Source organism: Echinicola sp. 20G, assembly GCF_015533855.1.
Lineage (GTDB): Bacteria > Bacteroidota > Bacteroidia > Cytophagales > Cyclobacteriaceae > Echinicola.
Genome location: NZ_AP024154.1, coordinates 1,475,924 through 1,502,061, shown reverse-complemented (window position 1 = coordinate 1,502,061; position 26,138 = coordinate 1,475,924). Strand labels below are relative to the sequence as shown.

25 protein-coding genes are annotated in these 26,138 nt (G+C 40.2%); 12 read left to right on the top strand and 13 right to left on the bottom strand.

Annotated features, from left to right (window positions below):
* Positions 1-51: 51 nt before the first annotated feature.
* The 6 genes from JL001_RS06670 to JL001_RS06645 all read left to right on the top strand — a co-directional run bounded on the left by JL001_RS06670 (position 52) and on the right by JL001_RS06645 (position 6,936).
* Entirely contained in the window at positions 52-1,458 is a 1,407-nt protein-coding gene (locus tag JL001_RS06670; RefSeq protein WP_192011948.1) for a tetratricopeptide repeat protein, read from the top strand.
* A gap of 31 nt (positions 1,459-1,489) precedes the next feature.
* Positions 1,490-2,260, top strand: coding sequence for a phosphosulfolactate synthase (locus tag JL001_RS06665; RefSeq protein ID WP_200975350.1), 771 nt, complete (start codon positions 1,490-1,492; stop codon positions 2,258-2,260).
* Positions 2,261-2,308: 48 nt separating this feature from the next.
* Positions 2,309-3,244, top strand: a complete 936-nt coding sequence (locus tag JL001_RS06660; protein WP_200975349.1) for a DUF368 domain-containing protein — start codon at positions 2,309-2,311, stop codon at positions 3,242-3,244.
* Positions 3,241-3,981 (top strand): shikimate dehydrogenase, encoded by a 741-nt coding sequence (locus JL001_RS06655; RefSeq protein ID WP_200975348.1) that lies wholly within the window; start codon positions 3,241-3,243, stop codon positions 3,979-3,981. Before JL001_RS06660 ends, JL001_RS06655 begins: the two co-directional genes overlap by 4 nt.
* A 130-nt stretch (positions 3,982-4,111) precedes the next feature.
* Complete coding sequence (locus tag JL001_RS06650) at positions 4,112-5,362, top strand: pyridoxal-dependent decarboxylase (protein WP_200975347.1); 1,251 nt, start codon at positions 4,112-4,114, stop codon at positions 5,360-5,362.
* Between the two features lie 218 nt (positions 5,363-5,580).
* Positions 5,581-6,936: a PhoH family protein gene (locus JL001_RS06645; RefSeq protein ID WP_200975346.1), complete on the top strand. Its 1,356-nt coding sequence runs from the start codon at positions 5,581-5,583 to the stop codon at positions 6,934-6,936.
* Positions 6,937-7,007: 71 nt separating this feature from the next.
* On the opposite strand, the gene JL001_RS06640 is transcribed toward JL001_RS06645, so the two are convergent.
* From JL001_RS06640 to JL001_RS06610, 7 genes are all read right to left on the bottom strand, one after another.
* Positions 7,008-7,760 (bottom strand): LytTR family DNA-binding domain-containing protein, encoded by a 753-nt coding sequence (locus JL001_RS06640; RefSeq protein ID WP_200975345.1) that lies wholly within the window; start codon positions 7,758-7,760, stop codon positions 7,008-7,010.
* Between the two features lie 159 nt (positions 7,761-7,919).
* The gene (locus tag JL001_RS06635) at positions 7,920-8,666 is read right to left on the bottom strand and encodes a LytTR family DNA-binding domain-containing protein (RefSeq protein ID WP_200975344.1); all 747 of its coding nucleotides are present in this window, start codon (positions 8,664-8,666) and stop codon (positions 7,920-7,922) included.
* 18 nt (positions 8,667-8,684) lie between these two features.
* Positions 8,685-9,734, bottom strand: coding sequence for a sensor histidine kinase (locus JL001_RS06630; RefSeq protein WP_192012017.1), 1,050 nt, complete (start codon positions 9,732-9,734; stop codon positions 8,685-8,687).
* A 96-nt stretch (positions 9,735-9,830) separates the two neighbouring features.
* On the bottom strand, positions 9,831-12,656 hold the full coding sequence (gene uvrA, locus JL001_RS06625) for an excinuclease ABC subunit UvrA (RefSeq protein WP_200975343.1): 2,826 nt from the start codon (positions 12,654-12,656) through the stop codon (positions 9,831-9,833).
* 120 nt (positions 12,657-12,776) lie between these two features.
* Positions 12,777-14,456, bottom strand: a complete 1,680-nt coding sequence (locus tag JL001_RS06620; RefSeq protein WP_200975342.1) for a DUF748 domain-containing protein — start codon at positions 14,454-14,456, stop codon at positions 12,777-12,779.
* Between the two features lie 61 nt (positions 14,457-14,517).
* Complete coding sequence (locus JL001_RS06615) at positions 14,518-15,468, bottom strand: lytic transglycosylase domain-containing protein (RefSeq protein ID WP_200975341.1); 951 nt, start codon at positions 15,466-15,468, stop codon at positions 14,518-14,520.
* A gap of 2 nt (positions 15,469-15,470) precedes the next feature.
* The gene (locus JL001_RS06610) at positions 15,471-16,205 is read right to left on the bottom strand and encodes a TIGR00730 family Rossman fold protein (protein WP_200975340.1); all 735 of its coding nucleotides are present in this window, start codon (positions 16,203-16,205) and stop codon (positions 15,471-15,473) included.
* A 198-nt stretch (positions 16,206-16,403) separates the two neighbouring features.
* Here JL001_RS06610 and JL001_RS06605 point away from each other — a divergent pair, with 198 nt between their 5' ends.
* The 4 genes from JL001_RS06605 (at position 16,404) to JL001_RS06590 (ending at position 18,559) form a co-directional block, all read left to right on the top strand.
* Positions 16,404-16,997, top strand: a complete 594-nt coding sequence (locus JL001_RS06605) for a YkgJ family cysteine cluster protein (protein WP_200975339.1) — start codon at positions 16,404-16,406, stop codon at positions 16,995-16,997.
* Between the two features lie 75 nt (positions 16,998-17,072).
* Positions 17,073-17,438, top strand: coding sequence for a phage holin family protein (locus JL001_RS06600; RefSeq protein WP_200975338.1), 366 nt, complete (start codon positions 17,073-17,075; stop codon positions 17,436-17,438).
* Entirely contained in the window at positions 17,428-17,796 is a 369-nt protein-coding gene (locus tag JL001_RS06595) for a hypothetical protein (protein ID WP_200975337.1), read from the top strand. Before JL001_RS06600 ends, JL001_RS06595 begins: the two co-directional genes overlap by 11 nt.
* Positions 17,777-18,559, top strand: coding sequence for a geranylgeranylglyceryl/heptaprenylglyceryl phosphate synthase (locus JL001_RS06590; protein WP_200975336.1), 783 nt, complete (start codon positions 17,777-17,779; stop codon positions 18,557-18,559). The genes JL001_RS06595 and JL001_RS06590 overlap by 20 nt, the downstream gene beginning before the upstream one ends.
* Here the strand turns inward: JL001_RS06590 and JL001_RS06585 are convergent.
* From JL001_RS06585 to panC, 6 genes are all read right to left on the bottom strand, one after another.
* A complete protein-coding gene (locus JL001_RS06585; RefSeq protein ID WP_192011933.1) occupies positions 18,539-19,471 on the bottom strand; it encodes a helix-turn-helix domain-containing protein in 933 nt (310 codons plus the stop codon). The two genes, JL001_RS06590 and JL001_RS06585, sit on opposite strands and share 21 nt — an antisense overlap.
* Before the next feature lie 139 nt (positions 19,472-19,610).
* Positions 19,611-20,750: an acyl-CoA dehydrogenase gene (locus JL001_RS06580; RefSeq protein ID WP_200975335.1), complete on the bottom strand. Its 1,140-nt coding sequence runs from the start codon at positions 20,748-20,750 to the stop codon at positions 19,611-19,613.
* 99 nt (positions 20,751-20,849) lie between these two features.
* Positions 20,850-21,545 (bottom strand): zinc metallopeptidase, encoded by a 696-nt coding sequence (locus tag JL001_RS06575; RefSeq protein ID WP_200975334.1) that lies wholly within the window; start codon positions 21,543-21,545, stop codon positions 20,850-20,852.
* 21 nt (positions 21,546-21,566) lie between these two features.
* Positions 21,567-22,583 (bottom strand): lysylphosphatidylglycerol synthase transmembrane domain-containing protein, encoded by a 1,017-nt coding sequence (locus JL001_RS06570; protein WP_200975333.1) that lies wholly within the window; start codon positions 22,581-22,583, stop codon positions 21,567-21,569.
* A gap of 2 nt (positions 22,584-22,585) precedes the next feature.
* Entirely contained in the window at positions 22,586-22,933 is a 348-nt protein-coding gene (gene panD, locus JL001_RS06565; protein ID WP_192011929.1) for an aspartate 1-decarboxylase, read from the bottom strand.
* Between the two features lie 30 nt (positions 22,934-22,963).
* The gene (gene panC / locus JL001_RS06560; protein WP_200975332.1) at positions 22,964-23,821 is read right to left on the bottom strand and encodes a pantoate--beta-alanine ligase; all 858 of its coding nucleotides are present in this window, start codon (positions 23,819-23,821) and stop codon (positions 22,964-22,966) included.
* A 127-nt stretch (positions 23,822-23,948) separates the two neighbouring features.
* Between panC and JL001_RS06555 the strand changes: the two genes are divergently transcribed.
* Together JL001_RS06555 and JL001_RS06550 are read left to right on the top strand one after the other, a co-directional pair.
* Positions 23,949-24,764, top strand: coding sequence for a glycogen/starch synthase (locus JL001_RS06555; RefSeq protein ID WP_192011927.1), 816 nt, complete (start codon positions 23,949-23,951; stop codon positions 24,762-24,764).
* Complete coding sequence (locus JL001_RS06550) at positions 24,724-26,112, top strand: DUF4270 family protein (RefSeq protein ID WP_200975331.1); 1,389 nt, start codon at positions 24,724-24,726, stop codon at positions 26,110-26,112. Before JL001_RS06555 ends, JL001_RS06550 begins: the two co-directional genes overlap by 41 nt.
* Positions 26,113-26,138 lie beyond the last annotated feature (26 nt).

Genomic DNA, 26,138 nt, shown 5'->3' with positions numbered 1-26,138 from the left:
TTGAGCTACCAATTAATTTGGTATCTTAAAAATAAATTCAAAGCCAAATATATGACTGGAGATTTTGAACACGATAGGGAAGAGGAAAGAGCATTGATCGAGCGGTTTGAAAATTCCCTAAAAGCCAACTTGGACCTCTTTTTCGATGAAGAGGAGTTGGAAGATATTGTCCGGTATTATTTTGATTCCCAGAAATTCAAGAAAGCCCTGAAGGCATGTAAAATTGCGCTGGAAAGGTTTCCTTTTTCTATAGAAATAAAATTGCTTTATGGCCAATGCCTAATCTTCAATGATGAACTTGAAGAGGGTCTGGAAGTACTTGAAAACATCAACAACCTTTCGCCTCATAATGAAGAAATCATCTTGGCACTCTCCAATGGCTTGTTGTTAAATGGCAGTACCAAAGAGGCCATACAAATCCTGGAGGACTTCCTCCCAATGGCAGAAGACAAAGCAGAAGTATTTTATTCGCTGGGGAATTTTTACCGAGCTGAAAACAATACCGAAAAAGCAATTCATAACTACAAGGAAGCTGTGAAGCTCAAGATCAACCACGAGGATGCCCTTTTCCAACTGGCCATGATCACTGAGGAAGAAGGGTCATTTGATGAAATTCTGCAGTTCTATCAGGAATTCATTGATCAGGATCCTTACAGTGCAGGAGCTTGGTATAACCTTGGTGTGGTATATAACCGATTGGGCAGGTATGAAGAGGCCATCAATGCCTACGACTATGCGCTGATCATTGACGACACCTTTGCTTCTGCCTATTTCAACATGGGCAATGCCATGATGAATACCCAGCAGTATGAACAAGCCATCGAGGCCTATCAAAACACTATCAACTGTGAGGGGGCCAACTCAGAAAACTGTTGCTACCTGGCGGCGGCCTATGAGAAGCTCGACCAAATGGACCAAGCCTTTAAATACTTCAAAAAATCAGCAAAACTCGATCCGGAATACGATGATGCATGGTTTGGTTTGGGCATGTGTATGTTAAAAAAAGATAAATTTTTTGAAGCCATACACTATTTCAAAAAAGCCCTGAAGCTCTCCAGTGTCAGTGCCAACTACTGGGTAGGATTGGCAGATGCGGAATACCACTTGGGAAACTTGCAAGCCAGCTCAGAAGCCTACGAAGAAGCCATTAACCTCGAGCCGGGCCTGATGGAGACTTATATCAACCTTTCGATCATCTATTTTGACCAAAACAGATTTGAGGAAGCCATCGACGTCCTGAAGGAAGGAATGGACGAATTACCAGAAGAAGCGGAACTCTATTATAGACTAGTAGTTTATCTCATAAAGACAGGTAAATACAAAGAAGCCTTTTCATATTTAGAAAATGCATTAACTTTGGACTTTGAAAGACACGAGATTTTATATGAGCTCATGCCTGAAGTCAAGCATCAAAAGGCCATATACAAGATCATCTCTCAATACAAAGAAGGATTATAAGCCGATTACTATTTACCTTAAATTTTAGAGAATGAATTACGTGCTGAAGAATGTGCCCGTACGTACAGAAAAACCACGAACTACCGGATATACAATGGCGATGGACAAAGGTCTTAGCCTTCGAGAAGTAGAAGACTTTATCGATTCATGTGGTGACTATGTAGATATCGTTAAACTAGGCTGGGCCACTTCTTATGTGACTAAAAACCTTACCCAAAAACTTCAAATATATAAAGACGCTGGAATCCCTGTTTATTTTGGGGGAACGCTTTTTGAGGCTTTCGTGATAAGAAACCAATTTGAAGATTACAGAAAAGTTTTGGATAAATTTGACTTGGCTTATGCTGAGGTTTCTGATGGATCGATCACCTTGGACCACGATAAAAAGTGTGAATATATCAGCACCTTGGCCAAAGAAGTAACGGTTCTATCTGAAGTTGGCTCCAAAGATGCCGCCAAAATCATCCCCCCTTACAAATGGATCGAGCAAATGCAAACTGAACTGGATGCAGGTGCTTGGAAAGTAATCGGAGAATCAAGAGAGGCCGGAAACGTAGGTCTTTTTAGAGATTCAGGCGAAGTAAGACAAGGTCTTGTAGAAGAAATTTTGACTAAAATACCGGAGGAAAAAATCCTTTGGGAAGCGCCTCAAAAAGCGCAACAAGTTTGGTTTATCAAACTTTTGGGGGCCAATGTAAACCTCGGAAATATTGCTCCTAACGAGGTAATTCCATTAGAAACGATTCGATTAGGTCTTAGAGGAGATACTTTTGATCATTTCCTTGACCTTGCCAACGTATAAAACCAAAAGCGACTGTAATCATATGGTCGCTTTCTTTTCTTTCCTCCCATGAAGCAGACAAAAAACTATATTCTTACCTACCTCAAAGGAATGGGTATGGGCGCAGCAGACATTGTTCCCGGCGTTTCCGGAGGAACCATTGCCCTAATTACTGGTATATATGAAACGCTTCTGGATAGTATCAAATCCTTTGACTTGGATGCCTTGAAGCTTTTGGCAAAGTTCCAGATCAAGGATTTATGGAAACATGTCAATGGTCCTTTTCTGTGCTCCTTGTTCCTTGGGATTTTTACTAGTATCTTTGCGCTCTCAAAGCTGATTACCTACTTGATGGAGGAACATCCCATCCCGCTTTGGTCGTTTTTCTGTGGCCTGATTATCATCAGCTCAGTATTGATCTTGCGGGATATCAAAAGATGGAACTTAATGGTTTTTATAGCCATTCCAGTAGGAGCAGTGTTGGCTTATTGGATCACAGGACTTAACCCTATCCATTCGCCAAATGCTTTGTATTTCACCTTTGTGGCAGGAGCCATAGCCATTTGTGCGATGATCCTTCCTGGAATCTCCGGAAGTTTTCTGCTCTTGATATTGGGAAAATACGAAGCCATCCTCAATGCAGTTACCGAAAGGGACTTCCTTACATTGGGAGTCTTTGCTGTAGGCTGCATAGTAGGGATACTTTCATTTTCCAGGCTGATATCCTGGTTATTGAAAAATCATCATGCAGTGACCATCGCTGTACTTTCAGGGTTTATGCTTGGCTCGATCAATAAGATCTGGCCTTGGAAAAAAGTCCTGAGCTACAGAGTTTCAAGTAGTGGTGAGCAAAAGCCATTTATAACTGAAAACTTATGGCCCAACCATTATTTGACAGAAACAGGCAATGAACCAAAATTCTTTATTGGTTTATTGGCATTCTTGTTTGGAATACTGCTTGTGATAGGATTGGAGAGAATGGCGTTTTATTTAAAAAAGAAATGAGAAAATTCGGACTTATCGGTTATCCGCTGAAACATTCCTTTTCGAAGAAGTACTTTACTGAAAAATTCGAAAAGGAAAATATCAGTGGCTGTCAGTATGAGCTCTATGAGCTGGATACGATCGACAAATTCCCTGAATTGATCAAAAATAATCCGGAACTGGAAGGCATCAATGTCACCATTCCTTATAAACAGCAAGTCATCCCTTTTCTGGACGAACTAGAACCAAGCTGTGAAGCAATTGGCGCAGTAAATTGCATCAAGGTTAGAAACGGTAAATTAATTGGATACAATACCGATTATATTGGATTTAAAGATTCGCTCAAATCATGGTTGAATGGGGCCGACCAGACCAAAGCCTTAATCTTGGGCACTGGCGGAGCTTCTAAGGCGGTAAAACAAGCCTTGATAAGCTTGAATATTCCCTACATGATGGTATCGAGAAATACCAACGAGCCAGACCTCGTTACTTACAATGAGCTGGTCAAAAACGAAAAACACCTCCAAGAACATCATCTTATTATCAACACCACTCCATTGGGAACATTTCCCAATACAGAGGAAATGCCTGACATCCCTCTAAGCCAAATAGGCAGGGAACATAAAGTGTATGATTTGGTGTACAATCCTGAAAAAACCTTCCTAATGCGGTCTATGGAAGCCCGTGGGGCGGTAGTGAAAAATGGTTTAGAAATGCTACATCTCCAAGCTGAAGCAGCCTGGGAGATCTGGAACTAATTATCTATTTCATTTATTCAATACCTTATCTGTCTGCTATTTTCAAATAGGAGCAATTCCGCTATGGCTATTTGGCTTAGCATCAGTTGCCTTTTGATGCAGGCTGATACAGCTATAAAATTCTATCATTATGTACTGGAAGAAATTATCTCACGAAGAAGTAAAAAAAGCAATATTTGGCGCATTGAGTGAAAACCATGATTACAGGGGAGAATATCCTGCACTTGGAGTACCTGGAACCTATTTGGATACTACCGAATTCTATCACGATGCTCCTTTCTTGAAAGACGCTCCCTTTATGTCTGTTATGGTGCAAAACCCAAACCATATCGGCATCCATACCTTAAGTGATAAGTCTGTTTTGGAAATTTTTGCAGGTACTCAAAAGATAGAAAGAGACCTGATCAAACTGGTTGCCGAACAGATCTTTGATGGAGAAGAAGGCCAACAGGATGGCTATGTAGCCACCGGAGGTACAGAAGCCAATATTCAGGCCATGTGGGTATACAGAAACTTCTTCAGGGACGAATTCGGTGCCAAGACTGATGAGATTGCTGTGGTCTATAGTAGTGACTCACACTACTCCATGCCAAAGGGAGCTAACCTGCTCAACTTGCACAGCATCATCCTGGACGTGGACAATGAGACAAGGCAGATCACTGAAGAATCCTTGGAAACAAAGATCAATGCTGCCAAAGAAGTTGGATATAAGTATTTTATTGTAGTGGCCAATCTCTCTACCACCATGTTTGGTTCAGTAGACGACGTGGACAGATTGGGTGATTTCTTTACCGCTGCCAATGTACCGTTTAGAATCCACGTGGATGCCGCATATGGTGGATTCATCTATCCATTTACGGATGAAAACAGCCCGTACACATTTAAGAATCCATACATCACCTCCATTACAAGTGATGGTCACAAAATGTTGCAAACACCATATGGTACAGGCTTATTCTTGATCAGAAAAGGCTATATCCACCATGTTTGCACTGAGGAAGCCCAATATATCCCAGGAAAGGACTATACGCTAAGCGGAAGCCGCTCTGGAGCCAACGCAGTATCCATGTGGATGATCCTCAAAATCCATGGATCAGAAGGTTGGAAATATAAAATGGCCTCTCTATGTGACCGTACTGAAAGAATCTGCACCAAGCTGGACAGAATGGGAGTGGAGTATTTTAGGAACCCTCACCTGAATATTATTACCATGAAGGCAGAGTACATTTCTGAACGTATTGCCACTAAGTACAACTTGGTAGCTGACAGTTATGAATACGGCGCTAAATGGTATAAGATTGTAGTAATGCACCATGTAAGACAAGGTGTGTTGGACAGCTTCCTAATGGATCTTGAGGGAGAGCTGATCAGCAAAAGTTAATTGGCATCAAATAATATTTTCAAGCAGCTCTGAACCTCCAAAAAGGGTTTAAGGGCTGCTTTTTTATTTTTTCGTTTATATTATTTTTTATCTCACTGGACTACAGAAGCTTACAGATTGCCCCGCAAATCGCTTCTTTATTTTATCCAAAAAAATGGTATTCACAGAGATTATTATCTATCTTATTAGAGACTATTAATCACTAACCTTTTTCGCCTATGCCAAGAGCTAAGAAAAACGAAAATGACCGAAAAATCTTCGTTTTAGACACTTCGGTCATACTTTACGCCCACAATTCAATCATGAATTTTGCAGAACACGATGTGGTGATCCCCATTACTGTTTTGGAAGAATTAGATCAGTTTAAAAAGGGCAACGATTCCAAAAACTTCGAGGCGAGAGAGTTTATCAGATTGTTGGATAAGCTGTCCAAGGATAGAATGATTCACGAATGGACCCCGCTCAATGGAAAAACCAAAGGGAATTTCAAAGTGATGATGACTTCCTCTGAAAGTTCCGACGAAGATGCCAACAAGGTTTTTGGAGAAGAAAAAAACGACCATAAAATTCTCAATGCAGCCTTGAACCTAAAAAATGGTGAAAATGGCCGCAAAGTGATTTTGGTCAGTAAGGACATCAATCTTCGCTTAAAGGCAAAATCCCTAAATATTCAGGCTGAAGACTATGAAACTGGTAAAATCAAGAACATCACCGAGTTGGAAAATACTGGCAAGGATGTCCTTGAAGGCATAGATCCTGATGTCATTAACGAACTATATGATTCCCATACTGTAGAAGCGAAAAAAGTGCTAGGCACCAGAAAACGGAAGGCCAATACCTACTACATCCTCAAAAGTGATAAGAACTCGGTGTTGTCCTTTTACAATGGCGAAAACAATACTGTAGAGCGGGTAGACAAAAAATTGGCCTATAATATCAAGCCAAAAAATGCAGAGCAAACTTTCGCCTTGCATGCCATTACCAATCCTAATATCAAGTTAGTATCTGTGCAAGGTGTGGCAGGTACAGGGAAAACCCTTTTGGCTCTTGCAGGGGCACTGGAACAGAGAAGAGACTATAAACAAATCTTCTTGGCTCGTCCAATTGTTCCTTTGAGCAACAAAGATATTGGGTACTTACCCGGAGACATCAAGTCCAAACTGAACCCCTATATGGAGCCTCTATGGGACAACCTTAAGTTTATACAAAACCAATTTAAAGAGTCAGACAAGGAGTTCCAGAAAATTACAGAAATGGTCAATCAGGAGAAATTGGTGATCCAACCATTGGCCTATATCCGTGGTCGATCGCTTTCCAATATTTTCTTCATTGTGGATGAAGCGCAGAACTTGACCCCTCATGAAATCAAGACCATTATCAGTAGGGCAGGAGAGAATACTAAAATTGTTTTTACAGGCGATGTGCATCAAATTGACACACCTTACCTGGACAGTCAAAGTAACGGGCTTTCCTATCTCATTGACCGGGTTAAGGATCATCCGCTTTATGCTCATATTAAACTTGAAAAAGGAGAAAGGTCAGAGTTAGCCAACCTAGCCAATGAGCTTTTATAACCAGAAAAAGCATTATAAACTAAAAAAGGCCTTCATTTTCATGAAGGCCTTTGACTTTGGTGATTTCTAATTTAACTCTCAGTAATAGTATTCAATTTCGCTAGGAAACTGTTGTAATACTGTCTTCCCACTTGTACTATGGCACCACTTTTCAAAGTGATTTCCTTGGTGCTGAAACTCTGGATTTGAGCCAGCTGGACAATGTAGGATTTTTGAACCCTTAGGAATAAGTTGGAAGGTAATTTTTCCTCCATATCCTTCATGGATTTACGGATCGTATAAGTTTTGTTTTTGGTAAAAATAGACACCATATTTCCATTTGCCTCTACATAATAAACATCTTCATAATCTACACGCTCATACGCATTGTCAGATTTGATGTAAACAGCATCCGTAACCAAATAAGGGCTTTCTGCATTAGCTTTTGGTGCCTCGGCGTTAGCCGCTTGTGTCCTCCTATTATAAAGTACGATCTCTACAATAGCATGTATATCATTGGTGTTAAATGGCTTTACAATAAAACCAGCTGGATGAATTCTCTTGGCCCTTTCGATAATGGTTGGGTCACTATAGGAAGTAACGTAAACAATGGGAGCATCCACCATTTGCTGGATGATTTCTCCCAGTTCAATCCCATCTTTATCACCTTTAAGCTTGATATCCATAAAAACCAAATCAGGTCTATACTTCTTGATGACCTTGATCGCTTGGTTGGCAGAATTAGCTATGTCAATATTTACGTAACCTAAAAGTTCGAGGATTTCTTCAATGTTTTCCGCAATATCCGGATCATCCTCTACAACTAAAATTCTTTCGTCTTTCATATTTTGGTGTGGTTCCTTAAATGTTATTGGTGAAGTCTAAAATTTTATACATCTACTAATTACAGTCCACGATTAAAGGAAAAATACTTTGTTCATTGAAAATGAGAATATTAATCCAGAAATACAATTTAAGAACTGCATTTTTTTATATTACAAACATCACAAACTCATCATATCCTTAAATCTTGCTGCTTGCCTTCGGCTCACTTCTATTCGATCACCGCCCTTTAAAGTGACTACTAAACCACCATTGAACCATGGCTCAATCCCCTCTACCCAACTTAAATTAATTATATGCTTTCTGCTGGCCCTAAAAAAGGACTTTTCATCCAATCTTTCATCCAAAGCATTAAGAGATTTGTGAATCATCGGTTTATTGTTATCAAAATACACTTTTATGTAATTGCCGTCTGATTCAAATAAACGCACATTTTCCAACCTTACAAACCAGCATCGATCACCATCTTTCACAAAAACCTGATCTTCCAAAGATAACTTTTTGTCATCATCTTGGGTAATTTTTTCCTCATTTTTAGTAGATGAAGCACTGCTGCTATTCAGTTTACTGCTTAACTTAACAACAGCTTCTGATAATCTCTCTGGTTCTATGGGCTTTAGCAAATAATCAAGCGCATTCACCTCAAAAGCCTTCAGCGCAAATTCATCATATGCTGTGGTGAAGATAACGTTGGGCACTGCTTCCATTTCTGCCAGCAGGTCAAAACCCGTCTTTTCTGGCATTTGGATATCCAGGAAAATGACATCTGGATTTAAACTTGAAATCTTCTCTTTGGCATCATCGACATTGATCGCTTCACCTACAACTTCCACCTCCTCGATGTCTTTTAGTAAATTGATCAGTTCTTTTCTGGCCAGTCTTTCATCGTCTATTACTAGTGCACGCATGCTATATTGATTTTATGGTTAATCTAATTTAGTATAATGTTTCGGAATTTTTATTTCGGTCACTACAAACTCCGAGTCGAAATTTTTCATCTTAAAATTGGCCTTATTTCCATAAATCAGCTTAAGTCGCTGAATTGTATTGGAAATCCCATGTCCCGAACCATCATTTTTCCGGCCCGCACTTCCCTTGAGTTGACCACTATTTTTTACGGAAATATACAGGTCATCTGCAAGTCCAATAGTACATTTAATGTGGATCAGTCCCCCTTTCATCCGGTTTGAAATCCCATGTTTGATGGCATTTTCAACAATGGTCTGAAGCATCATTGGGGGAATTTTATAATAGTAAGCTTGCTCTTCAATTTCATAAGTAACGCTCAATCGTTCCTCAAAACGAATAGTTTCCAAATCCAGATAATCCTTTACGATTTTTATTTCATCACTGAAATCAATCGTTCTTTTCTTATCCATGATCAATGAATAACGCAGGATATTGCTCAACTGCGTAATGGCCTCCTTGGATTTTGGAGGATTTTCATCTACCAGCGCCCTTACACTATTTAACGCATTAAAAATGAAATGTGGATTAAGCTGACTTCTTAATTGGTTTAATTTGATTTCATTGATCTTTGCCTGGTATTTTAAGGTAGTATTGTAGTTCTCCAAAAAATGGTACAAAAAATACATCATGGCCCACAGCGTATAATACAGAAAGCTAATGAACATATTCACCAATAACACGATTGGCTTCAAATCTTCTTGAACCCTCAATATTCCAAAAATCCAGTTGATCAAAATGGTAGCTATCACATTGGCAAAGCTCAATGCCAAAAGTGCTATAAGGGCATTGATTAAGAGTTTTGAAATATTAAAATCAAACCAGCCTTTGGATTTGATAATATGCCTGAAATAGTGCGTGGATAAAAAATAAAAAGCTCCAAGTGACAAGTATGCACCAATTTGCACAGAGGTAATTCCCCTAATCAGTGAAACAAAAAATAGGTTGATCACAGCAAAGCTTGACCAACCCAAAAACTGTAATATCCAATATAATCTACTCCTATCCATTCCTCCCCAAATATAAGGAAGTCTTCGAATGTGCATAGGTATTTTTTATCAATGGGTCAGGTATTGGCTAAAAGGGGCATACTTTGCCTAGAAGACCTAAAGCTCCATTTTAAGGAATTTAGCTGTATAGCTAGATGGATGTTCCGCCACCACTTCGGGTGTACCTTGAACCACAATCTCCCCACCTTTATTTCCTCCTTCCGGTCCAAGATCTATGATATGGTCAGCCACTTTGATCACATCTAGATTATGCTCAATGATCAAAACTGTATTTCCCTTGTCCACTAACCTGTTCAAAACTTCAAGAAGATGTTCAATATCTTTAAAGTGCAAGCCGGTTGTAGGTTCATCAAGAATGTAAAAGGTCTTTCCGGTATCCTTTTTGGATAATTCCGTAGCTAATTTCACCCTTTGTGCTTCACCACCTGAAAGAGTGGTGGCATGCTGTCCCAAGGTAATATAACCCAAGCCCACGTCATTTAGGGTTTGAATTTTTCTGAGGATCTTAGGTTGCTTTTCGAAAAACTCTACCGCTTGCTCTACTGTCATATCCAAAACATCAGAAATGGATTTGCCTTTAAATCTCACCTCCAGCGTTTCTCTGTTATAGCGTTTGCCTTTACAAGTTTCACAAGGAATATGGACGTCCGGTAAGAAGTCCATCTCTATCAATTTCATCCCAGCCCCCTCACAATCTTCACAACGTCCACCTTTGACATTGAAACTGAACCTCCCTGGTTTATAGCCTCGGATTTTGGCTTCAGGAAGTTCTGTAAACAAAGCCCGAATATCCGTAAATACGCCGGTGTAAGTAGCTGGATTCGATCTTGGCGTCCTGCCAATAGGAGACTGGTCCACTTCAATAACTTTATCCAAATACTCCAACCCTTCAATACTCTTATAAGCCAAAGGCTCTTTACGCGAACGATAGAAATGTTGGTTGAGCAGTGGGAACAAAGTTTCATGGATCAAGGAACTCTTTCCACTTCCAGACACACCCGTGACACAGATCACGCTTCCCAAAGGCAATTCCAGGTCAACATTTTTCAAATTATTGCCTTGTGCCTGGGTGAGCTTTAGAGTCTTTCCATTTCCTTTTCTTCTTTCTTGAGGAACAGAAATTGCCTCGTCGCCATTCAAATATTGAGCGGTTAAACTATTCTGTTTTAGAAACTCTTGAGGATTGCCTTGGGCTACAATCTGCCCGCCATGCCTACCTGCACCGGGGCCAATGTCCACCACAAAATCCGCATCAAGCATCATGTCCTTGTCATGCTCTACCACCAATACAGAATTACCCAAATCCCGCAAATCCTGTAAAGCTTTGATGAGCTTGACATTGTCTCTTTGATGAAGCCCAATGCTAGGTTCATCAAGGATGTACAATACACCCACCAACTGGGTCCCAATCTGCGTGGCCAGCCTAATCCTTTGTGCTTCGCCACCTGAAAGCGTTCTTAAAGGCCTGTTTAAGGACAAGTAATCAAGGCCAATATCCAAAAGAAAACCTATTCGCTTCCTGATTTCCTTCAGCACTTCTGTGCCAATGATTTTCTGCTTTTCGGTAAGTTTATCATCAATTTTATCAAACCAATCCCCTAGCTGCATGATATCCATCATGGCCAACTCTCCAATGTGCTTGCCCGCCACTAGAAAGTGTAGCGCTTCTTTCTTCAGCCTGTAACCCTCACAATCTGGGCAAACCTTTGTGCTGGTAAAGTCACTTACCCACTTTTGGATCTTCTCAGAACCACCTTCTTGTTGCTTTTGAAGAAAGTTTACGATTCCCTCAAAGGTCGTATTCCATTTGGTTCCCGGATATTTGACAGAGTCTACCTCCACTTCCATTTTATCTCCATACAAAAGAACGTCCAACACACCCTCGTCCAAGTCTTTTATAGGGGTGGACAGGCTGGATTTGAAATGCTTTAAAATGGCCTCAATCTTTTTGAAAATCCAAATATCACGGTACTCTCCCAAGGGCGCTATTCCACCTCGGGAAATACTTAAATTAGGATCTGGGATGATATTCTCCTTAGTGATTTCTTCGATATTCCCCAAGCCATTACATGTTGGGCAAGCTCCATAAGGACTGTTGAAAGAAAAAGTATTTGGAGCGGGCTCATCATAGGACAAGCCGGTAGTTGGGTCCATCAGGTATTTGGAAAAGTGATGGATATTGCCATCCTCATCCCTTAGCATAATCACGCCTTTCCCGTGTTGCAAGGCGGTCTTAAGAGATTGGGTAATCCTATATCGATCATCTTCCTCAGCAATGATCCTGTCAATTACGATTTCAATATCATGGATTTTGTAACGGTCCACTTGCATTTTGGGCACCATCTCCATCACCACACCATCCACTCGGACTTTAGAAAATCCCATCTTTCGGATTTGCTCAAACAGCTCTCTGTAATGCCCTTTACGCCCTTTGACCACTGGAGCCAAGATATAAAGTTTCTTTCCTCCAAAATGCTCCAATATCTGATCAATAATCTGATCTTCCGTTTGTCGGATCATCTTCTTGCCAGAAAGGTATGAATACGCTTCACCAGACCTTGCGTATAGCAAACGCATAAAGTCATAAATCTCCGTGACAGTCCCTACCGTAGATCTAGGATTTTTGCTGGTCGTCTTCTGCTCAATGGAAATCACAGGCGAAAGCCCATTGATCTTATCCACATCTGGACGCTCCATGCCTCCCAAAAAAGACCTTGCATAAGCGGAGAAACTCTCCATATACCTACGCTGTCCTTCTGCATAAATGGTATCAAAAGCCAAGGAACTCTTGCCACTTCCGCTGAGCCCTGTGATCACCACTAATTTGTTTCGGGGGATGGATAAATCTATGTTTTTGAGATTATGCTCTCTGGCACCATAAATCTCAATCTTTTCTTCTACTGCTGCTACTGTTTTCGTCATGAAAGGATCAGTCCTTTTTAGCGTTTACAATTTGACAAAAATATGGATATTTAATGGAAAATACCCTTGCCATCTTTTTTTAACCGCTATAAACCTCAATAAGTTTACCTGGTCAAAAAGTTAATCCTTCTTTTCTGCCCTTTCTCTCATTTTGGCCTCATCTTCCCCTGTCAAGGTAGACCGCATTCCGCTTAGGATCATTTTCCACCAATAGTTAAAGATAAACTTACTCTGGTCACGCTTAAAATAGATATCCCCAGTCTTCAATTCTCCCTTTTTGTTGGGGTTTTCTGAGCGGATCACCAACTTATTGGTCAGAAAAGAACCTATTTTCTGAAAGACATTTTGTCCCTTCCCATAGGACTTTCCACGAATATCTATCGCCAAATTATGGTACTTCATGATTAAATCCCCAGTGCCTTCAATGTCATTTCCTTTGATGTCAAATGACAAATCGTCTATCACCCCACTTCTCACCTCTACTTGGGTGGCTGGTCTTAGCATCGGATTGATCGCTGTAAGATCCAAGTTCTTGACATGTCCGTTCATAGTAAATCCTCCTGTGCTGTCCTGTAAAAAGTAAGTCACGTTCAGGTCCACATTTCCCTTGCCCATTATCCTTGCATTGGCCTTTAGGTTGAGCTCACTGTGCATATCCAGCATTTTCGGAATATTGGTAATATTGATGATTTCGGCGTCAATTTGATCAAAGTAGATTTGCCCCGCTATGGGAGCCTCATTATCTGGTCTTTCTTCATAGGACACATAGCCATTTTCCATCTTGATCATATCCACATGTAAATCCTTCGGAATCCCACCAATGATTTTATGAATCATTTTCGGCCGCTTTTGGGTATTATCAGCCTTCCTTTTATCGCGGAAAACAGCAATCTTAATATCCTTTGCCAGCAGCTTTTCAGCTTCTATAATCCCGTCTCGGAAATAGGCATCATAATTCATATTAACCAATTCCAAGCTGCCCTTTTCTAACTCTACCCAATCTGTTTCTAAGCGAAAATCATTGACGTACTTGTACTTGCCCCACTTATTATCCAAACGAATACTATCAATGGATAAGCTCCGCTTTTCTTTGCTGAAGGTCAAATTTTTGGTGATGATTTCATTCCGGTATTCATTAAAGTGAATTGATGCATGTTTGATCTTTCCCGCTATCATTTCCACATCAAAAAGTGCCTTTGGATCTTCCAAATCTTCGCTGGTTAGGGTAAAATCGTTGGCCGTGACACTCAGCCCAGCTATTTCAAGTCTGGATGAATCATTGCCAATATCCCTGTTTTCGATGGACAAATCATCTAAATCAATATGGTTTACCTGAATGGAAGTATAATCTTTTCCTTTCTTCCGTTTGATTTCCTCCTTACTATTAAGGTTTAAAGAATCCAACGAAGGAGACATGCTGTGGATCGTCACCTTTCTCAACTCCGCAGAATCCAACACAATGGCATTATCCAACAATAAGCTCTTCCACAAAAAGCCTGAAAGCAGGATTCTCTCGGCTAAAAGATCAATCTTTACCCTATTGTTATCGGCCGTTTCATCGGGAAAGATCGCAACAGAATCCAGCTCTAAATATGTACCACGGTAGTCATAATTGAGGTGGATCTTTCCAAACTTTACTTTATGGCCGCTAAAATCGTTGGTTCTGGTAATCAGATCACTGACTATTTCGTCCGCATGGCTATTGAGATAAAGGTTAACCAACAAAGGAACTCCTTTCAAAACAAATAGGATAAGAAACAATAAGGACCCGAGAAAAATAATTAGCTTCTTGTTTTTCATAGAGTTGGAGTAGACCATCTCCAATATAATCAATAAATCCTAATAATTGTTCAAATTATATTTAGTCAATTGGAAGTTGGATTTCATATTGATTGCCACGGCGGATGGTCAATTTGGTCTTTCTCATCCATGGATTGTAGGTTTTCAACACTTTATACGTAGTGCCATTTTTAATGGCCCATTCGGCCAAGTCCGGAATAGTATTTTTGACAACCAGCGTCTTCAATTCGGGCTGATGATACAGGTCATCATTGGTCAGCTCAAAGCCATATTTGCTCGGATGCTCAAACACTTCCTTAAAAGCCAAAATCCGGAACATGTACCTGCTGGTTTCCTCATTCAGTAGCAAGTCATAATAATCAGGTTGCTGCTGGTCATTCATCCTCCTGCTTAGGCCTGCTTGGCCGATGTTGTAGCTCGCTGCCACGCTTGTCCATTTACCAAATTTGGCATATGATTTTTGCAGGTATTTACAAGCCGCTATGGTTGATTTCTCATAATGATAGCGCTCATCAACTTCCTTATTAACTTCCAGGCCATAGTCTTTAGCTGTCCCTTCCATAAACTGCCAAAAGCCTCTTGCCCCAGCTGGAGAAACGACATTCATCAAGCCCGACTCTATCATAGCAAGGTATTTGAAATCATCAGGGATACGGTTTTCAGCCAACACCCTTTCAATCATGGGAAGGTACTTATTGGCCCTTTTCATCATGAGCAACATGTTGGATTCCCAATACACATTGACATAGATTTCCCGCTCAAAACGCTCTTTGATATCACTTTCATTTAAAGGAACAGGTTCTCCTGCAAATTCCATTTTGTTTGGAATATCAAACAATTTTACCCTTGCCACCTGCTTTGGCGCTCCTATTTGGGTTGATTCCCTTTTTAAAGGAAGCCAATGCTCATTTTCAGAGGATGTTACTTTTGGGGAATCATTCTTATAATAAAACACCAATCCGAAAAGTACGGCCACAAGACCGTACAATATGTAAATGTGAAGGTTACGCAAAATCAGAAATTTGGAGATAATAAGTACTTGCTGTAAAAATCGTCAATCACCTTGACCGCTTCAGTGGCTGTATCGACCACCGAAAATAAATCCATGTCTTCTGGACTGATGTTTTTATGCTTGTCCAACATCACTGTTTTTACCCAATCGATCAATCCTTCCCAAAACTCCTTCCCAACCAAAATAATTGGAAACTTTCCTGTCTTCTTGGTTTGGATCAAAGTGATCGCCTCGAACAGCTCATCCATGGTTCCAAAACCGCCAGGAAGTACAATAAAACCCTGGGCATATTTGACAAACATGACCTTCCTCACAAAGAAATAATCAAAAGTGATCAGCTTGTCTTGATCGATGTAAATGTTATTGAATTGTTCAAAAGGCAACTGAATGTTGAGTCCTACAGACTTTCCTTTTTCCGAATGAGCTCCCTTATTGCCTGCTTCCATGATGCCTGGTCCTCCACCAGTAATCACTCCGTAACCGTGGCGAACCAATTTTGCAGCTATTTCTTCCGCAATCTTATAGTATTTGTTGTCTTGAGGTGTTCTGGCTGAGCCAAAAATAGATACGCAAGGACCTATTTTTGCTAATTTTTCAAAGCCTTCCACAAACTCTGACATGACCTTAAAGATCACCCACGAGTTGGCACTTTTTATTTCACTCCAATCCTTTTCTTTAAAGGCCCTTCGGATCCTATCTTCTTCTGTCAATTCTGTTTTTTCCGGTTCTTCACTCATCTTATTTTTGTTTAAAAAGCTATCGTTACGCTTATACCAAAAGTGTTTACTTTCAGTTGACTAATTTACTTGTTTCAACCTTAAAAGGAAATAAAGGTTTTTTAATAATTATTTACGAAGAAAAACAGTTCCCCTGATTAATTTTTATTGCAAATTCTCGGCCATTGGAGTACTTTCGTGGGCTTTTTATCAACATATATGAATCTTAAAGAGAAGTCACTGAAAGTCAATGAAATATTCAACGACCTCGACATGGAAGTACAAGATTATCTTGCACAAAGTCAACTAACCTGCCTCTCCGGCTGTGGAAAATGTTGTGCCAACCCCAAAGTTCCCGCAACAGTCTTGGAGTTTTTGCCACTAGCCTTTGACCTGTATCAAAAAGGACAAGCTGAAGCATTGCTTGATCAACTGGAAACCACTACAGAAGACAGCTATTGTGTCGTTCTCAAACTGCTAAGTGCAGATGGCGCAGCTGGTCATTGCACCCAATACAACCATCGAGGGCTGATCTGTCGATTATTTGGAAATTCCTCTCGAAGAAATAGAGAGGGCAAGAAGGAGTTGATTACTTGTAAAACCATCAAAGAACAGAAACAACAGCAATTCCAAATGGTGACTCACGCTATCCAAAATGGGCTGGAGATCCCAGGAAGCTCAGATTATTATACTCGCCTATCTGCCATTGACTTCCACATGGCAGAACAGCAGTTCCCGATTAATATTGCTATAAAAAAAGCCGTTGAGGCAGTATTATCCTTCTATTTTTACTTTGAAGGTCAAGCGGTTTAAATTTTTCAAGCAAGGTTTTTGATGTATATTGTATTGAGTTTGTCTCAAGGAATAATTTTTAATCATAATCTAAAGATGATGCTAAACGTCTCCGAGATAATTAATACAGTTAAAAAGTTGATTGAGGTCAAAATCCAAATGGCCAAAAACGACATCCAAGAGGAGCTCTCCGGAATCATCACCCGGATAGCTATTTTGAGCATGGTAGTAATTATCAGTGTGTTCATTTTACTATTTGCCAGCATTGCCTTGGCATTTTATTTTGCAGAACTTACTTACTCCAATTCACTTGGGTTTTTATATGTTGGTTTGATTTATGTAGCCTTTCTGATATTACTTTACATCGTAAAAGACTCTGTAGGTATTCAAAAAGCTGTTCATGAAGGAATAAGTAAATTCCTGCTTTTCAGCAGAAAAACAAATAAGAACAATGACCAATAAGGAGCTCAAAAAACAAGAAGAAGACCTTGAAAAACAGCTTAACCATCAGCTTGACGTTCTCAAAAAAGAATCCGAGTCATGGGCAAAAGTTGGCGGTGCCGTATTGGCTGGAGGCTTGGTATCTTATGGAGCCACTAAGCTTATTCGTGGCAAAAGTAAGAAGAAAGCAAAGACAAAGCTCATCAAAGAAATGAGAGATGAGGGTCATCCAATCAAAGTTAAAAAGCCCAAGAAGCATAAAGCTTCCCTTATGGGCGGTGTTGGTAAAAGGCTGTTTATGGTTGCCCTTTCTCTGGGACAAGCCAAATTAATTGACATTCTTTCAAAAAAAGTTACTGATGCCGACAGAAAAGTCTGATAAAATTTTCAAGACATTTAAACAGCTTCAACTATCAGGCAAAAAAGCCTTGGCCTTGCTTATTGACCCTGAAAAAGTCGGCGCAGAAAGTCAGTTTAAATCACTCATCAACCAAGCCTATCAAAATGAAGTTGACTTTTTCTTTATTGGAGGAAGTCTTCTGACAGAAAAAAATGTTGATAAAACCGTAATGAGGATCAAAGAGGTATGTGCTGACATTCCAGTTATCCTCTTCCCGGGTAATGTCATTCAGATCAGCCCTCTGGCTGATGGAATACTCTTTCTTTCACTTATCTCAGGAAGAAACCCTGAACTACTCATTGGTCAGCACGTGACAGCTGCACCGTTGCTTGCAAACACTGAACTGGAAGTATTGCCCACTGGCTACATGCTGGTCAATGACGGACAGATCAGCAGTGCAAGTTACATCAGCCAAACCATACCTATCCCCAACAACAAACCATCTTTGGCCAAAGCCACCGCTCTTGCCGGAAAATTCCTTGGTCTTCAGACCTTCTTTCTGGACGCAGGCAGTGGAGCCAACACTCCCGTATCAAAGGAAATCATCAAGCATGTCAAACAAACAACACAATCTCCCTTGATAGTGGGAGGAGGAATCAACTCCATCGAAAAAGCCCGAAATGTTTGGGATGCCGGGGCCGACATCGTTGTGCTGGGAAATGGGGTAGAAAAAAACCCCGATCTTTTGACCGAGGTTCTTGACTTTATGAAAGTCTATAATTTATCCTTGAACGTTAATTAAGGATTCTCTTCTTCTCATTTTACCAGCTGGCAAACCGTACATCATTTTGAATCTGCGACAGAAGTAAGCCGTATCTTTGTATCCTACTTCTTTGCCGATATCCCGGATGCTTTTCTTGGTAGTTCTTAGCAAATCCACTGCAGCTTCCATGCGCTGGTATTCAATGTAATCCTGAGGATTGATACCAGTAAGCATTTTGAAATACTGACCAACATAATCTTCAGACACATTGGCCACCTTCGCCAATACCTTGTTGGAAAGATCTCCACCGATATTCTTCTTGATGTAATTGAACATATCGATCAATCGAGGATCTTTAAAATAGGTACTGTTTGTAGACATTTCTTCCACAAACAACCTGTTTTTAAGAATATGCCTTACCAATTCTACCACCAATAACTCGGTGTGCAGCTTGATCACTCGCTCCTTTCCAGGAGTGTTTTGCTCTGATTCTTTGACCACGTCCTCAATGATAGAGGCCAATCGGTCATTAAAACGGATGATAAATGGAGGAATTCCCAATGAATTGAAGAAATTAACCACATCAAACACCTTTGCTTCAAAGGTAACGATGGTCAAACAATCCTCTTCTGCATTTTTGATATCCTTGAAACTGATGGTTTGTAGGTGCTTTTTCTTGTTTTCTACAAATTCATCGTTGGACGACTCATTCCTTTTGGTGGCTGGACCAAAGGTAACCTTGCTTGGTCGTCCCGCAGGAATGAAGAGAATCTCCCCTTCATTTACCAATTCTTGCTCATCTCCAAATTTTAAAGAACCTTGATGCAATAGGATTACAGAGTTCTCTGGTTCAATATAATCCGTCACGGTTATAGGTCTCTCAACTTTGTAGTTGTTCCCCCTCGTGTACCTTACACCAACGGATTCAATGACTTTATTGTAATATTCCATGACAGACGCTTTTTGTATGTTACTTGTAAAAGTATGATTTTTTTAACTTTTATATAACAAAAATAAAGAAAAGTTTCAGCGTAATAAAAGAATAGTATAAATGATAAAGATTAAGCTGTTCTTTAGGTATTGAAATTTATTATCTTAAAATATTACGAGATATAACTATTTTTTGAATTTCACTGGTTCCCTCATAAATCTGGGTGATCTTAGCGTCCCTCATAAGCCTCTCCACATGATATTCTTTGACAAATCCATAACCTCCATGAATTTGTACAGCTTCTACCGTTACTTCCATCGCTACCTTAGAAGCGTACAATTTTGCCATGGCACTGGCATGTCCATAATCCTTTCCTTGATCTTTCAACCAAGCCGCTTTCATCACCAAAAGCCTTGCTGCTTCAATCTCTGTTGCCATATCCGCCAATTTAAACTGAATGGCCTGATGTTGACTGATGGGTTTCCCAAAAGTCTTACGCTCCTTTGAATAAGCCAAAGCCAACTCATAGGCTCCTGAAGCAATTCCTAAGGCTTGCGCAGCGATCCCAATTCGTCCACCATCCAAAGTCTGCATGGCAAAGCTAAAACCAAAACCATCCTCACCAATTCTGTTCTCCTTGGGCACTTTCACATCATTAAACATCAATGAATGCGTATCAGATCCCCTAATACCCAGCTTGTCCTCCTTCTTGCCTACTTCGAAGCCTTCCATATCCCTTTCTACTATAAAGGCAGAAATGCCTTTATGCTTTTTTTCAGGTTCTGTTTGGGCGATGACCAGGTAAACACTGGCTGTAGAACCATTAGTGATCCAGTTTTTGGTACCGTTGATGAGGTAATAATCTCCTTTATCTTCAGCAATGGTCCTTTGGGAAGTGGCATCAGAACCTGCTTCTGGTTCTGATAGACAAAATGCTCCTAACACTTCACCAGTTGCCAATGGCTTTAGGTACTTTTCTTTTTGGGCTTCTGAACCGTATTTTTCCAGCCCCCAGCAGACCAATGAGTTATTGACAGACATAGCCACCGATGCAGAAGCGTCAATTTTTGAAATCTCTTCCATGGCCAATACGTAAGAAATGGTGTCCATCCCTCCTCCATTGTATTTCGGATCTACCATCATGCCCAAAAAACCCAACTGGCCCATCTGCTGGATCTGCTCTTTTGGAAAAGTGGCATGGGTGTCACGATCAATTACTCCAGGTAATAATTCGGCTTTAGCAAAATCTCGGGCCGCTTCCTTAACGGCCATTTGTTCTTCGGTAAGATGAAAGTTCATAAGCTTTGGGTTTATCTCTTTGAATAAAGGAATATAGCCTAAAAAAACAAAAGGGGCAATTTCTTACCCCTTTTCACCTTATTGTATTTTAATTAATAATCAATCCCTTCCACCAAAGAAGATGGAGGCATAATAAGCCAACGTTGTCAATGAAGCCAAGGCTGCTACCACATAGGTCATGGCCGCCCATTTCAAAGCATCTTTGGACATATCATACTCAGAAGGAGTGACGATATTTCTTTCTTTTACCCAAGCCAATGCCCTTCTACTGGCATCAAACTCCACCGGTAAGGTCACAAAGGTAAATAAGGTAATAATTCCATATGCTCCTACCACAACCATCCCAATCAAACGAAAATCTATTGTATTGAGCATCAAAAACCCTCCAAAAAGAGAGGCGATCAGCACAAAATTCAAAATCTTACCACTGGCATTCTGAACGGGAACCATCGCAGAGCGGATGTTCAACCAAGCATAGGATCTGGCATGTTGTACCGCGTGACCACACTCGTGAGCTGCCACAGCCGTGGCCGCAGCATTCCTACCATAATAAACATCAGGGCTAAGATTTACCGTTCTATTTTGTGGATTATAATGGTCTGTCAATTGTCCATCTACACAGTTGACGGATACATCATGGATACCATGATCTGCCAACATCAATTCGGCAATTTCTTTACCCGAAAGATTAGCCTGAAGGGCTGTCTGGGAATACTTTTTAAACTTACTTTTCAGCTTGCTACTTACGACAAAGCCTAAAATCCCAAATACAACTACAATTAAGATTAATAACATATTCTAGTTTGTTTTAAACGCCTATTTAATACGCAAGCCATCCTCCTCTGGTTTTGAAATCACAGAAATTTTTGCCACCGCCAATAAACTGATCACACCAGTGACGATAACTATCAGGACTTGCGAACTGTGGACAATAACTGCAAATATTTTGCCCTCTTCTTCACTAAGACCATATGTCATCAAAATGAAGGCCACCAAAGCATGAAAAGTACCGATTCCACCTTGGACTGGAGCAATCATGCCAATACTTCCCATCACCATGACCATCAATATAGACGATGGAGACAAATTGGCAGTATTGGGCATGCCTATGGCAATAAAGTACATCATGAGGTAATAGATTATCCAAATCCCAATAGAAGCCAACCAAAAGCCCGCGCGGCGATCCATGCGGGAAACACTTTTTAATCCGGTGAGAAATTCCCTCATAAAGTGCTGAAACTTCTTTACAATGCCATGATCCCGATATCTCCTAGTAATCCAATAAAACAGAATAAAAATCAGCACAATCGCACCGACGAGCAAAGGAAGGTATTCCTGCACCGCTAATTTAAGACTGTCCAATGATATCAAGTCTTTCGCTAGACCTACAAAAACCTCTCTCTCCAACACAAAAGCAACAAAAATCACCAACAGCATAAACAGCAAATCGATGGAACGTTCCAAAATCACAGTCCCTAACAATTTGCTAACTTGGAGCTTATCCGTCTTTTTCAAGACGCCACACCTGGCCACTTCACCAGCTCTGGGCACTAGCATATTCACCAGATACCCCACCATCAAAGCCCAAAAAGTCCTTGAAGTGGTTATTTTTTTCTCTAGGTCAGTATTGATAAGCAACTTCCATCTCCACGCCCTTAGCCAAAAGCCAAAGGTAGATACCAGGATGGACATGCCAATCCAAAAAAGTGAAGCCTGCTGAAGTGCGTCCAACAGGCTTTCCATTTTTACATCTTTGTATAAGAACCAAAAGATCCAAATGGCTACAGAAAGTGAAATCACCACCTGAATCCATTGCTTAATATTAAGTCTCAAGTTTAGATCAATTTATTAGAATCATCTGGAAATATGACTACCGGCTTGTAGGACTTTGCTTCTTCAAAATCCATACTTGCATAAGATATAATGATCACTACATCACCAACTTGCGCTTTACGTGCAGCTGGACCATTCAGACAAACCTTTCCACTGCCTCGCTCTCCTTTGATCACATAAGTTTCCAAACGCTCGCCATTATTGATGTTGACAATCTGTACCTTTTCGTTTTCTATGAGGTTTGCTGCGTCCATAAGGTCCTCATCGATCGTAATACTGCCTACATAATGAAGCTCCGCTTGGGTAATTTTAACCCTGTGGATCTTTGATTTTAATAACTGAATTTGCATCACATTCTAAATTTGCCACAAATTTAAGCATTATATTGGTAAGTTGTCGATCAACCTCACATCTCCAATATACACAGCAGTGCAAATGGAGAATTCATTGGTGCTCAACTGACTACCCAAATCAATGCCAGAGACCAATTCAAGGCTATTTGTCTTCACCAATTCGAAGTATTCAAGCTTTGCCAGTGGCTCCTCATTAAATTTGTGTGATATTTTTTCCTGTACCTCCAACCAAGGACGACCTGCAAAAAGTTCATTCTTGGCCCAAACTAAAGATTCATAGAGCATTACAGACAATTTCCTTGCTTCTGAATTAAGCCGCCTATTTCTGGAAGACATCGCCAATCCATCCTCTTCTCTAACGGTCGGTACTATTTCCAAATTCACATCAAAAGACAAATCTTCCACCATCCTTCTGATAATGGCTACTTGTTGTAAGTCCTTTTGACCGAAGTAGGCATAATCTGGCTTGATAATATGAAACAGTTTTGAGACCACCACACCGACACCATTAAAATGTCCAGGTCTGAACGCTCCTTCCAGGATAGTTTCCAAATCTCCAAAATCGAACTTTAACTTGGAGGGCTGCGGGTACATTTCCTCCACGGAAGGAAGAAACACATAGTCAACTCCACTGATTTCCAACATCTTCAAATCTTCGCTAACCGTCCTTGGATACTTCTCCAAATCCTCAGGATTGTTAAATTGGGTAGGATTGACGAAGATGGACACCACCACCACGTCAGCATGACCTTTGGCCTTATGCACCAAGCTCAAATGCCCCTCATGCAAAGCCCCCATAGTAGGCACCAAACCTATTGACTTCGAAGCATTTCTGTGCTCAAACAGCTTTGAATTTATTTCGTTTTTGGTATGGAGAATTTTCACAACTTTTTCATTTTGACATAGCAAAATAGGGGCAAATGTATATTATTCTGGACAATATCAATGGGTTTTTGTAATTTTTTTTGTATCTTTGTAGTCCCGTATTATCCCTCAATAAAAAAAACAAGATATGTCCAAACTTCGTATTCTCTACGTAGCAAGTGAAATCAATCCATTTCTTCAAACTTCAGAGGTCGCTAACTTCGTTAGAGCCCTGCCGCAGGCAATGCAAGAAAAAGGAATGGAAATCCGTATTCTTGTTCCGAGATTTGGTTTGATCAACGAAAGAAAGAACAGGTTGCACGAAGTAGTAAGGCTTTCAGGAATCAACATTTCTGTAGGAGATGAGGAGAAACCATTGATTATCAAGGTGGCTTCTATTCCTAATGCAAAACTTCAAGTTTATTTCATCGACAACGAAGACTATTTCCAGAGGAAAAGCGTTTTCTTTGACAAGCAAGAAAATTTCTATGAAGATAATGACGAAAGAGCCATTTTCTTCTGTAAAGGAGTGATTGAAACTGTCAAAAAACTAGGCTGGGCGCCAGATGTGGTACATTGCAATGATTGGATGACCAGTTTGATTCCTCTTTACTTGAAAACTACTTATAAGAATGAGCCGTTATTTAAAGGCACAAAATCAGTGTTCACTATTTATAATAACGGATTTAATCATAAATTTGGCGATGATTTGCTGGAGAAAGTAAAAATGGTCGATATCGATGACAGCATTTTGGCACCTCTCAAGTCCAAGGACTATGAAGGATTCCTTAAAATAGGAATGGAATATGCCGATGTGGTGATCAAAGGAGACGAAATTTCTGACAGCCTTAATCAAATCATTGAAGAGTGCTCTAAAGATAAAAAGTGTGAGATTAACAACGAAGACGAAGAAGAACAACTTTTTGAAAGTTATTACAACATCTATACAGACCTGGCAGGCTAAGCTTGCCGGTATCTTATTAATTACTACATCATTCAATAGTTCTTGTACCGATCCATCTGATATCGGTTTGGTACTTGATCCAAATGCTAATCAGATAGGGGTTTTCTATGCAGAAATACCCCTTTCTGCTTCTTTGGTATCTGTAGATTCCCTTAAAACCACCAACCCATTGGTGTTGGTAGTCGGAGGGGACAACAGCGACTATTTTGGAAGAACTGAAGCCATTGGCTACAGCAGGATGGCTTTTAGCACGACTGCTACTAAACCTACTACAGATGCTATTTTAGATTCAGCAAGGTTTAGTATTAGCATTTCCTCCCTCACCGCTGAAGATCTTGATGATGCTAAGTCCTTTTCTGCCCACAAGCTTACTGAGCCTATTTTGGATACGGCCTATTATAGTTTTGACCACCTATCCTATGAAGAAGTTCCGTTTGCCAGTGGTTCATTTATGCTTACAGAAAATTCTGACACCATCGTTGCCATGAATTTGGATGAAACGCTTGCTGCGGATCTTTTTAGCAAATTACAAAACGAGGATGCCGTCTTTGACAATATTTTCAATTTCAGGGATTATTTCCCAGGCTTCGCCCTGAAGGGAAATCCTGACGAAGAAACTACTATCAATGTTTTGGTAGGAAACGACACTGGAATCAAACTTTACTATAGAGAAAGTGAAGAAGATACGGTTTCCAGCACCTTTACCATTTTCACTGCTCAATCAAGGCACTTTAACGGCGTCTTAAACGACCCAACAGGAACACCTACCGAGGTTATTGTAGAAAATGATGAAGCTTATGATGTAGGTAACCTAGCAGGTAGTAAATCCCTTTTGGGACTAGTGCTGAGACTGGATATGGAGCCTTTGTCCAATTTCTTGGACACTTTGGAAAATGCTACTTTTAACCAAGCTACTTTGGTAATGGGCCCAACAGAGAATTTTGCAGACAGCAAACTTCCTCCACAAAGTTTAATTCCTTATTTTACAGACGAAAGTAATCAAATTTTGACCAGAGAATCAGATGGAGCACTTTATTCAATTCAATCTGATGTATCCACTCAGGTCGTAGTTGATGAAGATGGAAATGTGCTTCCAGCTGTTTCTACTTCAGGAACGAATCCTTTACTGTTTGATTCCGAAAAATTCATCTACCAACAATCCCTAACAAGCTATGTAGATGCGCTTTTCAGAACAGATGTACAAAGGTATGACTTGTTATTGTACCCTAGAACACCCTCTAGCGGCAGCACTCCTCCTTATTCGAACGACTTTGTTCGTTCATTGAGAGAGTATGTTGTAAATCAAAATTCTATCAAACTTAAAATTTACTATTCAAAAATGCGATAGCTAATAATATATCTCCGACCCTAATA

Excerpts from the sequence above, each read along its gene's own strand:
- uvrA (WP_200975343.1), bottom strand. The coding sequence starts at position 12,656 with ATGACGAAAACAGTAGCAGCAGTAGAAGAAAAGATTGAGATTTATGGT.
- JL001_RS06595 (WP_200975337.1), top strand. The coding sequence starts at position 17,428 with ATGACCAATAAGGAGCTCAAAAAACAAGAAGAAGACCTTGAAAAACAG.
- JL001_RS06585 (WP_192011933.1), bottom strand. The coding sequence starts at position 19,471 with ATGGAATATTACAATAAAGTCATTGAATCCGTTGGTGTAAGGTACACG.
- JL001_RS06650 (WP_200975347.1), top strand. The coding sequence starts at position 4,112 with ATGTACTGGAAGAAATTATCTCACGAAGAAGTAAAAAAAGCAATATTT.
- JL001_RS06635 (WP_200975344.1), bottom strand. The coding sequence starts at position 8,666 with ATGCGTGCACTAGTAATAGACGATGAAAGACTGGCCAGAAAAGAACTG.
- JL001_RS06640 (WP_200975345.1), bottom strand. The coding sequence starts at position 7,760 with ATGAAAGACGAAAGAATTTTAGTTGTAGAGGATGATCCGGATATTGCG.
- JL001_RS06605 (WP_200975339.1), top strand. The coding sequence starts at position 16,404 with ATGAATCTTAAAGAGAAGTCACTGAAAGTCAATGAAATATTCAACGAC.
- JL001_RS06580 (WP_200975335.1), bottom strand. The coding sequence starts at position 20,750 with ATGAACTTTCATCTTACCGAAGAACAAATGGCCGTTAAGGAAGCGGCC.
- JL001_RS06600 (WP_200975338.1), top strand. The coding sequence starts at position 17,073 with ATGATGCTAAACGTCTCCGAGATAATTAATACAGTTAAAAAGTTGATT.
- JL001_RS06620 (WP_200975342.1), bottom strand. The coding sequence starts at position 14,456 with ATGAAAAACAAGAAGCTAATTATTTTTCTCGGGTCCTTATTGTTTCTT.
- JL001_RS06665 (WP_200975350.1), top strand. The coding sequence starts at position 1,490 with ATGAATTACGTGCTGAAGAATGTGCCCGTACGTACAGAAAAACCACGA.
- JL001_RS06555 (WP_192011927.1), top strand. The coding sequence starts at position 23,949 with ATGTCCAAACTTCGTATTCTCTACGTAGCAAGTGAAATCAATCCATTT.
- JL001_RS06660 (WP_200975349.1), top strand. The coding sequence starts at position 2,309 with ATGAAGCAGACAAAAAACTATATTCTTACCTACCTCAAAGGAATGGGT.
- panD (WP_192011929.1), bottom strand. The coding sequence starts at position 22,933 with ATGCAAATTCAGTTATTAAAATCAAAGATCCACAGGGTTAAAATTACC.
- JL001_RS06655 (WP_200975348.1), top strand. The coding sequence starts at position 3,241 with ATGAGAAAATTCGGACTTATCGGTTATCCGCTGAAACATTCCTTTTCG.
- JL001_RS06630 (WP_192012017.1), bottom strand. The coding sequence starts at position 9,734 with ATGGATAGGAGTAGATTATATTGGATATTACAGTTTTTGGGTTGGTCA.
- JL001_RS06645 (WP_200975346.1), top strand. The coding sequence starts at position 5,581 with ATGCCAAGAGCTAAGAAAAACGAAAATGACCGAAAAATCTTCGTTTTA.
- JL001_RS06610 (WP_200975340.1), bottom strand. The coding sequence starts at position 16,205 with ATGAGTGAAGAACCGGAAAAAACAGAATTGACAGAAGAAGATAGGATC.
- JL001_RS06575 (WP_200975334.1), bottom strand. The coding sequence starts at position 21,545 with ATGTTATTAATCTTAATTGTAGTTGTATTTGGGATTTTAGGCTTTGTC.
- JL001_RS06670 (WP_192011948.1), top strand. The coding sequence starts at position 52 with ATGACTGGAGATTTTGAACACGATAGGGAAGAGGAAAGAGCATTGATC.
- JL001_RS06590 (WP_200975336.1), top strand. The coding sequence starts at position 17,777 with ATGCCGACAGAAAAGTCTGATAAAATTTTCAAGACATTTAAACAGCTT.